Raw genomic sequence first — 13,880 nt, 5'->3', positions numbered from 1 at the left:
CCTCAAAACTAGATAATGTGTAAGAAGAATAAGAAGAAACGAGTAATCTATTTGGTTAAGTCCTCGAACGATTAGTATCAGTCAGCTCCACACGTCACCGCGCTTCCACCTCTGACCTATCAACCTGATCATCTTTCAGGGTTCTTACTAGCTTGCGCTATGGGAAATCTCATCTTGAGGGGGGCTTCATGCTTAGATGCTTTCAGCACTTATCCCGTCCGCACATAGCTACCCAGCGATGCCTTTGGCAAGACAACTGGTACACCAGCGGTGCGTCCATCCCGGTCCTCTCGTACTAAGGACAGCTCCTCTCAAATTTCCTGCGCCCACGACGGATAGGGACCGAACTGTCTCACGACGTTCTGAACCCAGCTCGCGTACCGCTTTAATGGGCGAACAGCCCAACCCTTGGGACCGACTACAGCCCCAGGATGCGATGAGCCGACATCGAGGTGCCAAACCTCCCCGTCGATGTGGACTCTTGGGGGAGATAAGCCTGTTATCCCCGGGGTAGCTTTTATCCGTTGAGCGATGGCCCTTCCATGCGGAACCACCGGATCACTAAGCCCGACTTTCGTCCCTGCTCGACTTGTAGGTCTCGCAGTCAAGCTCCCTTGTGCCTTTACACTCTGCGAATGATTTCCAACCATTCTGAGGGAACCTTTGGGCGCCTCCGTTACTCTTTAGGAGGCGACCGCCCCAGTCAAACTGCCCACCTGACACTGTCTCCCGCCCCGATCAGGGGCGTGGGTTAGAATTTCAATACAGCCAGGGTAGTATCCCACCGACGCCTCCACCGAAGCTGGCGCTCCGGTTTCTCAGGCTCCTACCTATCCTGTACAAGCTGTACCAAAATTCAATATCAGGCTACAGTAAAGCTCCACGGGGTCTTTCCGTCCTGTCGCGGGTAACCTGCATCTTCACAGGTACTATAATTTCACCGAGTCTCTCGTTGAGACAGTGCCCAGATCGTTACGCCTTTCGTGCGGGTCGGAACTTACCCGACAAGGAATTTCGCTACCTTAGGACCGTTATAGTTACGGCCGCCGTTTACTGGGGCTTCGATTCAGAGCTTCGCGTGAGCTAACCCCTCCTCTTAACCTTCCAGCACCGGGCAGGCGTCAGCCCCTATACTTCGCCTTGCGGCTTCGCAGAGACCTGTGTTTTTGCTAAACAGTCGCCTGGGCCTATTCACTGCGGCTCATCTAGGCTATTCACCCAAATGAGCACCCCTTCTCCCGAAGTTACGGGGTCATTTTGCCGAGTTCCTTAACGAGAGTTCTCTCGCTCACCTTAGGATTCTCTCCTCGCCTACCTGTGTCGGTTTGCGGTACGGGCACCTTTTATCTCGCTAGAGGCTTTTCTTGGCAGTGTGGAATCAGGAACTTCGGTACTATATTTCCCTCGCTGTCACAGCTCAGCCTTCACGCAAGCGGGATTTGCCTCACTTGCAGCCTAACTGCTTAGACGCGCATATCCGACAGCGCGCTTACCCTATCCTACTGCGTCCCCCCATTGCTCAAACGATAAAGAGGTGGTACAGGAATATCAACCTGTTGTCCATCGCCTACGCCTTTCGGCCTCGGCTTAGGTCCCGACTAACCCTGAGAGGACGAGCCTTCCTCAGGAAACCTTAGGCATTCGGTGGATGGGATTCTCACCCATCTTTCGCTACTCATACCGGCATTCTCACTTCTAAGCGCTCCACCAGTCCTTACGGTCTGACTTCAACGCCCTTAGAACGCTCTCCTACCACTGACATCTAAGATGTCAATCCACAGCTTCGGTGATACGTTTAGCCCCGGTACATTTTCGGCGCAGAGTCACTCGACCAGTGAGCTATTACGCACTCTTTAAATGGTGGCTGCTTCTAAGCCAACATCCTGGTTGTCTAAGCAACTCCACATCCTTTTCCACTTAACGTATACTTTGGGACCTTAGCTGGTGGTCTGGGCTGTTTCCCTTTTGACTACGGATCTTATCACTCGCAGTCTGACTCCCACGGATAAGTCTTTGGCATTCGGAGTTTGTCTGAATTCGGTAACCCGATGAGGGCCCCTAGTCCAAACAGTGCTCTACCTCCAAGACTCTTACAACGTGAGGCTAGCCCTAAAGCTATTTCGGAGAGAACCAGCTATCTCCAAGTTCGATTGGAATTTCTCCGCTACCCACACCTCATCCCCGCACTTTTCAACGTGCGTGGGTTCGGGCCTCCAGTTGGTGTTACCCAACCTTCACCCTGGACATGGGTAGATCACCTGGTTTCGGGTCTACGACCACATACTCATTCGCCCTATTCAGACTCGCTTTCGCTGCGGCTCCGTCTTCTCAACTTAACCTTGCATGTAATCGTAACTCGCCGGTTCATTCTACAAAAGGCACGCCATCACCCATTAACGGGCTCTGACTACTTGTAGGCACACGGTTTCAGGATCTCTTTCACTCCCCTTCCGGGGTGCTTTTCACCTTTCCCTCACGGTACTGGTTCACTATCGGTCACTAGGGAGTATTTAGCCTTGGGAGATGGTCCTCCCAGCTTCCGACGGGATTTCTCGTGTCCCGCCGTACTCAGGATCCACTCAGGAGGGAACGAAGTTTCAACTACAGGGTTTTTACCTTCTCTGACGGGCCTTTCCAGACCACTTCATCTACCCCGTTCCTTTGTAACTCCATGTTGAGTGTCCTACAACCCCAAGAGGCAAGCCTCTTGGTTTGGGCTATGTCCCGTTTCGCTCGCCGCTACTCAGGGAATCGCGTTTGCTTTCTCTTCCTCCGGGTACTTAGATGTTTCAGTTCCCCGGGTCTGCCTTCAATACCCTATGTATTCAGGTAAAGATACTGTTCCATTACGAACAGTGGGTTTCCCCATTCGGAAATCTCCGGATCAAAGCTTACTTACAGCTCCCCGAAGCATATCGGTGTTAGTCCCGTCCTTCATCGGCTCCTAGTGCCAAGGCATCCACCGTGCGCCCTTTCTAACTTAACCTAAAAGGTCATTTCTCTATTGAATAGAGAGAAAAACTAAAATGGCGATCACTCGGTTTTTTCTTGGTTCTTCTTACTTACGATTATCTAGTTTTCAAGGAACAAAAAAGCTTTGAGAGAATTGCTCCCTCAAAACTAAACAAACAAGCGTACAACAGTACGAATCGAAAGATTCGCATTCCGATTGCCTTTACGGCAATATCCTTAGAAAGGAGGTGATCCAGCCGCACCTTCCGATACGGCTACCTTGTTACGACTTCACCCCAATCATCTGTCCCACCTTAGGCGGCTGGCTCCAAAAGGTTACCCCACCGACTTCGGGTGTTACAAACTCTCGTGGTGTGACGGGCGGTGTGTACAAGGCCCGGGAACGTATTCACCGCGGCATGCTGATCCGCGATTACTAGCGATTCCGGCTTCATGCAGGCGAGTTGCAGCCTGCAATCCGAACTGAGAATGGATTTATGGGATTGGCTCGACCTCGCGGCTTCGCGACCCTTTGTTCCATCCATTGTAGCACGTGTGTAGCCCAGGTCATAAGGGGCATGATGATTTGACGTCATCCCCACCTTCCTCCGGTTTGTCACCGGCAGTCACCTTAGAGTGCCCAACTGAATGCTGGCAACTAAGATCAAGGGTTGCGCTCGTTGCGGGACTTAACCCAACATCTCACGACACGAGCTGACGACAACCATGCACCACCTGTCACTCTGTCCCCCGAAGGGGAACGCCCTATCTCTAGGGTTGTCAGAGGATGTCAAGACCTGGTAAGGTTCTTCGCGTTGCTTCGAATTAAACCACATGCTCCACCGCTTGTGCGGGCCCCCGTCAATTCCTTTGAGTTTCAGCCTTGCGGCCGTACTCCCCAGGCGGAGTGCTTAATGCGTTTGCTGCAGCACTAAAGGGCGGAAACCCTCTAACACTTAGCACTCATCGTTTACGGCGTGGACTACCAGGGTATCTAATCCTGTTCGCTCCCCACGCTTTCGCGCCTCAGCGTCAGTTACAGACCAGAGAGCCGCCTTCGCCACTGGTGTTCCTCCACATCTCTACGCATTTCACCGCTACACGTGGAATTCCGCTCTCCTCTTCTGCACTCAAGTTCCCCAGTTTCCAATGACCCTCCCCGGTTGAGCCGGGGGCTTTCACATCAGACTTAAGGAACCGCCTGCGCGCGCTTTACGCCCAATAATTCCGGACAACGCTTGCCACCTACGTATTACCGCGGCTGCTGGCACGTAGTTAGCCGTGGCTTTCTGGTCAGGTACCGTCAAGGTACCGGCAGTTACTCCGATACTTGTTCTTCCCTGACAACAGAACTTTACGACCCGAAGGCCTTCATCGTTCACGCGGCGTTGCTCCGTCAGACTTTCGTCCATTGCGGAAGATTCCCTACTGCTGCCTCCCGTAGGAGTCTGGGCCGTGTCTCAGTCCCAGTGTGGCCGATCACCCTCTCAGGTCGGCTACGCATCGTTGCCTTGGTGAGCCGTTACCTCACCAACTAGCTAATGCGCCGCGGGCCCATCTGTAAGTGACAGCCGAAACCGTCTTTCAGCTTTCCCTCATGTGAGGGAAAGGATTATCCGGTATTAGCTCCGGTTTCCCGAAGTTATCCCAGTCTTACAGGCAGGTTGCCCACGTGTTACTCACCCGTCCGCCGCTGATCTTCAAAAGCAAGCTAATGAAGATCCGCTCGACTTGCATGTATTAGGCACGCCGCCAGCGTTCGTCCTGAGCCAGGATCAAACTCTCCAAGAAAGAGTTATGAGTTAGCTCATAAAGTTAAAACGTTGGCTCATGTTCTTCTATAATAGAAGTCATGATAATTTATTGTTTGTTGACGCTTGTTTGTTTAGTTTTCAAAGAACAATTTTTTGCCGCTCCGTTAGAAGCAACTCTTATATATTACCAGGTTCAAAACCCGATGTCAATAAGTTTTTTGATTTTCTTTGTCGCTAACTAAGTAGCTCGTAGCAACAGATATAAATATAGCACCTTTATTCTGCAATAGCAATATCTTTTTGCTATTTTTATTCGTGTTATTAAAAGAAAGATAATTCATATTTCTGTGTCCAAATCTATCTGTAAAGAGTTTACTTTTGTTAAGAATGATCTCTCATTGCTTCATTAAATGAAAAAGGCAAAGCGGCCAATGCCGTTTTGCCTTTCCTCCTATCTATTAACGGTGACGCATCAATGGGAATAATAGTACATCCCTGATGGATGGTGAATTCGTCAGCAGCATGACCAATCGGTCGATACCGATTCCGAGTCCGCCTGTTGGAGGCATTCCGTATTCCAATGCTTCGATGAAATCGTCGTCCATTTCATGGGCTTCGTCATTTCCTTGTTCTTTTTCTTTTAGCTGAGCTTCAAAACGCTCTCTTTGGTCAATCGGATCATTCAGCTCAGTAAATGCGTTCGCATGCTCCCTTGCTACGATGAACAATTCGAAACGGTCTGTGAAGCGCTGGTCTTCGTCATTCTTTTTCGCGAGTGGAGAAATGTCAACCGGATGACCGTAAATGAATGTCGGCTGAATCAGATGCTCTTCTACCTTTTGCTCAAAAAACTCATTGACGATGTGGCCATACTGCATGTGCTCAGTGATTTCCACTCCATGCTCCTTGGCAAGTGCACGAGCTTCTTCCGTGCTCATTTGTGGCCAGAAGTCTACTCCTGTATATTCCTTAATCGCATCTACCATGTGGACTCTCTTCCACTCTGGCTTAAGATCGATTTCATATTCGCCATACTGGATTGTCGTTGTACCAAGAACATCTTGAGCAATGTACGCAACCATGTTCTCAGTAAGTGACATGATGTCTCTCCAGTCAGCATATGCTTCATAAAGTTCTAGCATTGTGAATTCCGGATTATGTCTCGTCGAAACACCTTCATTACGGAATACACGGCCAATTTCGTATACTTTTTCAAGGCCGCCGACAATCAGGCGCTTCAAGTGAAGCTCAATCGCGATTCTCATGTATAACTGCATATCAAGTGCGTTATGATGCGTGATGAACGGACGCGCAGAAGCTCCACCGGCAATTGAATGCATTAATGGCGTTTCTACTTCGAGATATCCTTGTCCATCCAAATAGCGGCGCATTGATTGGATGATGCGGCTGCGGTTGATGAAAGTCGTCTTACTGTCATTGCTGGTAATCAGATCAAGATAACGCTGACGGTATCGCTGCTCGACATCCTTCAGTCCGTGGAATTTTTCCGGAAGCGGACGAAGTGCTTTTGTCAGGAACACAAATTCTTGAGCTTTGATTGAAAGCTCGCCAACCTTTGTCTTGAAAAGCGTTCCCTCTATACCGATGATATCACCGAGATCAGCTGAATCAAAAACTTCATATTGTTCTTCACCGACTGCATCCTGGCGGACATAAATCTGGATTTGGCCAGCTAGGTCCTGGATATGCGCGAAGCCGGCTTTTCCTTTTCCGCGTTTTGTCATGATCCGTCCAGCTATTTTGATCGATACATTTTTTGCTTCAATCTCTTCTTTTTCCATTTCACCGTATTCATTAATCAGCTCTTCAGTAAGATGAGTGCGTTCGAATCTTTTGCCGAAAGGATCCATGCCTTTTTCACGCAATGAACTCATTTTGTCTCTTCTGACTCTGAGCTGGTCATTCAATTCTTCATGACTCATGTCGCTTTCACTCCAATATATATAATAGATTTATTATGTAATCCTGATTATGTTAGATGGATACTTTTATTATTTTACACAAACAAACGTATTCAGACATTAAAAATCTCTTTTTAATCGCCAAATAGAATAAAAACTGCCAGTTTGTCCACTGGCAGTTACATTTAAGGATAAAGGTATTATAGGAAAAGTGACCGTTAATGTCAATTTTTATCCAACCTGATGAGCTTCTTGCTCTTTTGCTTCTACTTCATCCGCGAAGTTTGTCAGCAAATTGACAAGCTCGTCTCTTGTGTTGCACTCATTGATTCCGTTACGGACTATTGCGTTGCCTCGAATGCCTTTTAGGTACCAAGCAGCATGCTTGCGCATTTCGCGTACGGCAATATGTTCATTTTTCAAAGCGATCAGGCGGTCAAGGTGCAGGATGCTGACATCGATTTTTTCTCGTGCATTTGGTTCACCCATTAATTCGCCTGATTCCAGATATTTTACCGTACGGTAGATCATCCACGGGTTCCCTAGAGCAGCCCGTCCGATCATAACTCCGTCTACACCTGTCTCATCAAGCATTCTCTTGGCATCCTGAGGAGTCTGGACATCCCCGTTGCCGATTACAGGAATATTTACAGCCTGCTTCACGTCCCGGATGATATCCCAATTCGCTATTCCTTCATACATCTGTACACGTGTACGACCGTGAAGAGCAACTGCCTTACCGCCGGCGCGCTCTACAGCTTGCGCATTCTCGATGGCAAAAATATGATCCTCATCCCAGCCCATGCGCATTTTCACCGTTACCGGCTTTTCAACTGCATCAACAACTGCTGATACCATTTCATAGATTTTGTTTGGATCCAGCAGCCATTTAGCACCTGCATCACATTTCGTGATCTTCGGCACCGGGCATCCCATATTGATATCGATGATATCGGCATTTGTATTCTTGTCCACGTATTGTGCGGCCTTCACAAGTGTATCCTTTTCACCGCCAAAAATCTGAAGGCTCAACGGCTTTTCACGTTCATCTATATATAACATATCGAGTGTCCTGTCGTTTTGAGAAACAATTCCTTTGTCGCTGACCATTTCGGCACATACAAGTCCAGCGCCGAATTCTTTGACCGTCAGGCGGAATGCCGAGTTACAAATGCCGGCCATCGGTGCGAGGACGACCTGGTTTTTCATTTCAATATCGCCAATCTTAAGCATTTCATTCCTCCTTATGGTCCTATTAATATATTAATCCTACTGTGGGGTTAATTCATCTAATCCAACATCAAGGAATTCGGCGATCATATTGATCAGTCTTTCATCAGGCATCCTGTTGCCACGTTCGATTTCTCCCAGGATGGAGACAGAAACCCCTAGCTCTTTTGCGAAGCTTTCCTGCGTATAGCCCTTTAACTTTCGATAAGCGCGAATACGCCTTCCCCATTTTTCTGCTTCCATATTCGTACTCCTTCTCTATCCGGTATACTTAGTAAACAGTTTTTCAGTGGCTCCTTCATCGTTGGGAGCATGAGATTTGGGTCCATTTCAAGCAATGGAAGGATTACAAATGCGCGTTCGCTCATCCGAGGGTGCGGAATTGTAAGCTTCTCTGTTTCAATATTTTCGTGATTATACAGCAAAATGTCAAGGTCTAGCGTTCTAGGCCCCCATTTTATTTCCCTTTTTCTCCCAAGCTTTAATTCGATTTCAAGACAGGTATCCAAAAGTTTAATTGGTTCAAGGCTCGTCTTTACCTGAATGGCCATGTTTAAAAATTGATCCTGGTCAGTGTAGCCTACCGGGTCAGTCTCATAGACGGAAGAAGTTTTTATCACTGTGATGTTTTCATGGCTTTCAAGGAGGATGATTGCCTGTGTCAAATACCCAAAGCGGTCACCCATATTGGACCCTAGCGCAATATATGCATTGTTTTCCACTGTCATCTGCTCCTTGTGATCTCAACTGCAACTGATTTGTAGTGGCCGGGTATCGGCGGGTCCGGTTTGATGACTTTCACGTGGCATGCTTCCACCAGCGAAAAACGCTCAAGAATCGTCCCGGCAATTTTTTCAGCAATCGCTTCGACAAGCTTAAATGGCTGGCCTTCAACAATTTCCTTGCAGACCATATATAAATCCGCATAGTTAATTGACTCATTAAGATCATCGCTTTTTCCCGCCTTCGAAAGGTCCAGATCCACCGTTAAATCTACAGCAAAACGCTGGCCCAATCTTGTTTCTTCAGGAAAAACACCGTGATAGCCGTAAAACTCCATTTGGTTCACATGTATTTTATCCACTGTATTCACCCTTTCCCATCATCGCGTCCATCATTTTTGCCATCCGTGCCATCTCTTTCACATCATGGATCCGGACAATCTGACAGCCTTTCTGGATTCCGTAACACACAGTAGCACCGGTACCTTCTGTTCTTTCCGTAACAGGCAGATCGAGCACGCCGCCGATCATCGACTTTTTTGATGTGCCAAGGAGGACGGGATATCCTAAAGACACAAGCATATCAAGGTGGCGCATCATCTCAAGGTTTTCCCTGAGGTTTTTTGCAAAGCCGATTCCAGGGTCAAGGATAATTTGCTCATCGCTGACTCCTGCTTTTTTAGCGATTGTGATGCTTTCATACAAGTCATTTAGCACGTCACGAATGAAGTTTGAATAATTGCGGTCGTTCCGATTGTGCATCAGGATGATCGGCACTCCGGTTTCTGCCGCAACATTGGCGATTTCCGGATCTTCCTTCGCTCCCCAGATATCATTAATGATGGTAGCTCCAGCATCGACGGCACTTTTGGCAACCTTCGATTTATAAGTATCAATGGAGATTGGTACCTGAACTTCTTTCGAAATGGCTTCAATCGCCGGTACCACCCTGCCAATCTCCTCTTCATCAGAGATCCGTTCATGTCCCGGTCTTGTCGATTCGCCTCCGATATCAAGAATATCCGCTCCGTCAGCGATCATTTGTTTAGCATGTAAGACAGCATGATCAAGGTGATTGTATTTCCCGCCGTCTGAAAAAGAATCAGGCGTAACGTTCAATATCCCCATGATCAGTGTTTTATTGGTGAAGTCCAGTGTATAAGGACCGGCTTTTATCACGGTATTCATGTATGAGCTCCTCCATCCAATTTCGTTCTGCTCCATATTGTTTCCCGTTTAGCTTCATATTTGTCAAACAGGCTGTTCACCAACACGCCTGATTTCCCGGGAAAGCTTTTTCCTGAAAAGTCCCTGACCGGAACGATTTCCTGAATTGAATTAGTCAGGAACATTTCATCAGCTGCTTCGGCTTCTTTCTTTTTGTAAAAGCCTTCACGAACCTCGATGCCTGCGTTGCGGGCAAGCGCGATGACGAACCTGCGGGTGATCCCATTCAAAATCCCCGTCTCGACAGCAGGCGTATACAGGACATCATCCCTGTACCAGAAAATATTCGAGACAATTCCTTCGGCTAAAAAGCCATCACCTGTCAGGAAAATTCCTTCTGTATCCATTGCAGGACCTACCTCACGCTTGGCGAGTATATTATTAAGATAATGGTGGGATTTCAGCCGCTCTGCTCCCTCGGGTGTGTTACGCCTCAAGTCCAGGAGAACAGCCTTTTTCTCACTCATCTCCCCAGCAGGCGGCAGCGGCTTCGCAAATACGATCACATTCGGTTCCCGGTAACTCCCTGTCTGCAAACCTATATCGCCATTCCCAGCCGAAAAATTTAAGCGGATATAGGCATCCTTGAGATTATTTTTAGCTAATAAGCCTTCGAGGATCTTAACACTTTCCTCCCGTGTAAATTCAGCTTCGATATTCAAAACACGCAGGCTCGCATTCAGCCGCTCCAGATGATCATCCAGCAGAAAAGGATGGCCATTGTATATCCTGAACGTTTCGAACACGCCCAAACCGTAAAGGAAGCCGTGGTCAAAAGGGGAAATAGTGATTTCATCCTTTGAGACGAACTGGCCATTCATGTATACAAACATTATAAACTTACTTCCTTAGCAGTTTTGTAATGGGCAATGAAATTGCGCAGAAGCTGCTTTCCTGGCGTCGTTAAAATTGATTCCGGGTGGAATTGAACGCCTTCGACAGGAAGCGTTTTGTGGCGGATCGCCATGATTTCGCCTTCCTGCGTCCATGCTGAGACCTCCAGACAGTCGGGAAGGGTTTCTTTTTTTACGATGAGCGAATGGTAGCGAGCCGCAGGGAATGGATTTTCCAATCCTTCAAAAATCGTCTTGCCATCATGATAGACCAAAGAAGTTTTGCCATGCATGAGCCGCTCCGCACGGACCACGTCACCGCCAAATACCTGCGCGATAGACTGATGACCGAGACAGACACCGAAAATCGGTGTCTTGCCTGAAAAATTCTTGATTGCTTCCAGGCTGATGCCTGCTTCATTCGGGCTGCACGGCCCCGGCGAGATCATCAAGAACTGTGGGTCAAGCTCCGCAATGCCTTTGATGGACGTCTGATCGTTGCGGATGACATTGAGCTCTTCGCCCATTTCACCCAAATACTGAACGAGATTATATGTGAATGAATCATAATTATCAATCATCAAAATCATGCTTTACCCTCCGCAAGCTCTTTCGCCTTCCAAAGAGCAATTGCTTTCTTTAACGATTCTTTGTATTCATTGGCAGGGATCGAGTCGATGACGACACCTGCTCCTGCCTGGACATGAGCCATCCCATCCTTGACCAGCATCGTCCGGATAATGATGTTCAGCTCCATGTTGCCGTTAAAACCGAACCACCCAAGCGAGCCCGTATAAGGTCCGCGTCTCACCGGCTCAAGTTCTTCAATGATTTCCATTGTCCTTACCTTCGGAGCACCGGTAATCGTACCCCCAGGGAAGGTCGCATTGACAACATCGAACCAGGTCTCGCCCTCTGCCAACTCTCCCCGGACATTAGAAACGATATGCATGACATGCGAGTACTTTTCAATGACCATGAACTCATTGACTTCGACCGTACCGAACTTGCACACCCTGCCGAGGTCATTCCTTTCAAGGTCTACTAGCATGACGTGTTCCGCACGCTCTTTTTCATTGTTGATCAGTTCATTGGCAAGCTGCAAATCTTCTTCATCTGTCCTGCCCCTTGATCTCGTGCCGGCAATCGGCCTTGTGCTGACCTCAGAACCTTTTACTTTTGCTAAAAGTTCAGGCGAACCGCTGACGAGCTGGAATTCTTGTGTGTGCAGGTAACCCATATATGGAGATGGGTTCAGCTTACGAAGCTGCCTGTACACTTCAATCGCTTCCGTCTCAATCGGCTTGGACTGCCTGACAGATAGATTTACCTGGAAGACGTCTCCCTGGGCAATATATTGCTGCACCTTTTCAACCGCCTCGATGAATTCAGCTTCATCCATGGATACTTGCAGATCATCACGAGCAGGCTTTTTTTCAGCAGGAATGGCCGGTGTGTTTTCCTCCCACAGCCCTTTCCACTCTGAAAGCTTGTCCTCTGCCTGCTGCTCTTGTCCTTTTTCAGTTAAAACCATTAGCCACAGCTTATCTGTCTGATGGTCAAAAACAAACCATTCCTTGAATAGCTGGAAGTAGACTTCCGGGATTCCGGAATCGTCCTTAGCAAGTGCAGGAAGTTTTTCGATATAACGTGCATAATCATAGCTCAGATAGCCGATCGCACCCCCCTGGAAATCCGGCAAGTCTTCTACTGCAGGCACCTGATACTTTTCCATTTGATTTTTCATTAATTCAAGAGGGTTTCCCTCCAGCGTACTTGACGAACCACCCTGTGTGATGGTCAGCTGATTATTTTTACCCGAAAAAATTATCTCGGGATTGAATGCGGCGATACTGTACCGCCCGCCTCTCCCGCTTTCGAGGACGACATGCTCTTTATATTGTTGTGCAATATGATCATATTGATGAAAAAAACGTGAAGCTGTATAAGGAATCGTTTTTGATTGAATGCTATAGTGCGGCAAGCTTTTCACCCCTATTTTTTTCTCTTAATCCATCATACATGATGAAGGGCGCGCTTTCATTTTTAAAATAATGGTTTTTTCAAGAAAATGTCGGTTTTGCAAGAGATTTTTCTAAAAAAAACAAAAGAGACAAGCTCATCAGCCTGCCTCTTCATATAATTAGTCTTCGAATTAGTCTTCGAATTGATATAGTGGTGTGCTCAGGTAACGTTCTCCGTTACTTGGGATGACTGCCAGCACCTTTTTTCCTTTGCCGAGCTTTTTCGCTGTTTCCAAAGCTGCATAGATAGCTGCACCTGAAGAGATTCCGCCGAGGATTCCTGCTTCTTTTGCCGCGCGACGGGCGTAGTCGAATGCCTGCTCATTTTCAACCTTAAAGATTTCATCATACACATTTGTATCAAGTACACCAGGAACGAATCCTGCACCGATTCCCTGGATCTTGTGAGGTCCAGGTTTTCCGCCGGATAATACCGGGGAGTCGGTCGGCTCAACAGCGATGATCTTGATATTCTTGTATTTTTCACGAAGGACTTTACCTGCTCCTGTGATCGTTCCGCCCGTGCCGATACCTGCAATGAAGGCATCCAGCTGCTCACCCATCTGCTCGACGATTTCCGGTCCGGTCGTTCTCTCGTGGACAGAAGGATTTGATTCATTCTCGAACTGCTGAGGCATGAAGTAACCATTTTCCTTTGCTAGTTCCTCCGCTTTGCGAATCGCGCCGCCCATTCCTTCGGGGCCAGGAGTCAATACCAGGTCCGCCCCATAAGCACGAAGCAGATTTCTGCGCTCCATACTCATTGTCTCGGGCATGACGAGAATTGCTTTGTAGCCTTTGGCTGCTGCTACCATCGCCAGTCCGATTCCGGTATTTCCGCTCGTTGGTTCGATGATTGTATCCCCTTGTTTCAAGGTCCCTTTTGCCTCAGCATCCTCAATCATCGCCAATGCGATACGGTCCTTCACGCTACTGCCCGGATTCATGTATTCAAGCTTTAAATAAACATCCGCACTTTGATCATCCACAAGTCTGTTCAATTTCACAATCGGTGTCTGGCCGACAAGCTCAGTAATAGAATTTGCAATACGTACCAAATTACCCACCCCTTTAATCCGACTATTTTAATTGGTTTTATTAAAATTTACCAGCACTTTAGGTCTATGTCAATTAGTATGCTTCATCATGGTCAAAAATCAGTCTTTTGCCCATCCTTTTTAAACTAACCTATTTTAAAGACTCTAAACAAAAAGCA

At 47.7% G+C, this 13,880-nt stretch carries 10 protein-coding genes and 2 rRNA genes; all 12 read right to left on the bottom strand.

Features of this window, described 5'->3' with window-relative positions:
* Positions 1 to 51: 51 nt before the first annotated feature.
* The 12 genes from CD004_RS22735 to cysK all read right to left on the bottom strand — a co-directional run bounded on the left by CD004_RS22735 (position 52) and on the right by cysK (position 13,722).
* Positions 52 to 2,986: ribosomal RNA gene (locus CD004_RS22735) — 23S ribosomal RNA — on the bottom strand.
* 207 nt (positions 2,987 to 3,193) lie between these two features.
* Positions 3,194 to 4,743, bottom strand: a 16S ribosomal RNA gene (locus CD004_RS22730).
* The 16S and 23S rRNA genes sit together here, the layout of an rRNA operon.
* A 421-nt stretch (positions 4,744 to 5,164) precedes the next feature.
* On the bottom strand, positions 5,165 to 6,649 hold the full coding sequence (gene lysS, locus CD004_RS22725) for a lysine--tRNA ligase (RefSeq protein WP_102264831.1): 1,485 nt from the start codon (positions 6,647 to 6,649) through the stop codon (positions 5,165 to 5,167).
* Between the two features lie 210 nt (positions 6,650 to 6,859).
* Positions 6,860 to 7,861: a tRNA dihydrouridine synthase DusB gene (dusB, locus tag CD004_RS22720; RefSeq protein WP_102264830.1), complete on the bottom strand. Its 1,002-nt coding sequence runs from the start codon at positions 7,859 to 7,861 to the stop codon at positions 6,860 to 6,862.
* A 36-nt stretch (positions 7,862 to 7,897) separates the two neighbouring features.
* On the bottom strand, positions 7,898 to 8,101 hold the full coding sequence (locus CD004_RS22715; protein WP_102264829.1) for a helix-turn-helix domain-containing protein: 204 nt from the start codon (positions 8,099 to 8,101) through the stop codon (positions 7,898 to 7,900).
* Entirely contained in the window at positions 8,053 to 8,580 is a 528-nt protein-coding gene (gene folK, locus CD004_RS22710; RefSeq protein ID WP_102264828.1) for a 2-amino-4-hydroxy-6-hydroxymethyldihydropteridine diphosphokinase, read from the bottom strand. The genes CD004_RS22715 and folK overlap by 49 nt, the downstream gene beginning before the upstream one ends.
* Positions 8,581 to 8,582: 2 nt before the next feature.
* On the bottom strand, positions 8,583 to 8,942 hold the full coding sequence (folB, locus tag CD004_RS22705; protein ID WP_102264827.1) for a dihydroneopterin aldolase: 360 nt from the start codon (positions 8,940 to 8,942) through the stop codon (positions 8,583 to 8,585).
* The gene (gene folP, locus CD004_RS22700) at positions 8,935 to 9,768 is read right to left on the bottom strand and encodes a dihydropteroate synthase (RefSeq protein WP_102264826.1); all 834 of its coding nucleotides are present in this window, start codon (positions 9,766 to 9,768) and stop codon (positions 8,935 to 8,937) included. Before folP ends, folB begins: the two co-directional genes overlap by 8 nt.
* On the bottom strand, positions 9,765 to 10,640 hold the full coding sequence (gene pabC / locus CD004_RS22695) for an aminodeoxychorismate lyase (protein WP_102264825.1): 876 nt from the start codon (positions 10,638 to 10,640) through the stop codon (positions 9,765 to 9,767). The genes folP and pabC overlap by 4 nt, the downstream gene beginning before the upstream one ends.
* Entirely contained in the window at positions 10,640 to 11,230 is a 591-nt protein-coding gene (gene pabA, locus CD004_RS22690) for an aminodeoxychorismate/anthranilate synthase component II (protein WP_102264824.1), read from the bottom strand. The genes pabC and pabA overlap by 1 nt, the downstream gene beginning before the upstream one ends.
* Complete coding sequence (gene pabB, locus CD004_RS22685; RefSeq protein WP_233434908.1) at positions 11,227 to 12,624, bottom strand: aminodeoxychorismate synthase, component I; 1,398 nt, start codon at positions 12,622 to 12,624, stop codon at positions 11,227 to 11,229. Before pabB ends, pabA begins: the two co-directional genes overlap by 4 nt.
* Positions 12,625 to 12,795: 171 nt before the next feature.
* The gene (gene cysK / locus CD004_RS22680) at positions 12,796 to 13,722 is read right to left on the bottom strand and encodes a cysteine synthase A (protein WP_102264822.1); all 927 of its coding nucleotides are present in this window, start codon (positions 13,720 to 13,722) and stop codon (positions 12,796 to 12,798) included.
* Between the last annotated feature and the right edge of the window lie 158 nt (positions 13,723 to 13,880).

Origin of the sequence: Mesobacillus jeotgali, from assembly GCF_002874535.1 — a bacterium.
Lineage (GTDB): Bacteria > Bacillota > Bacilli > Bacillales > Cytobacillaceae > Mesobacillus > Mesobacillus jeotgali.
This window is presented reverse-complemented; position numbering and strand designations above follow the sequence as displayed.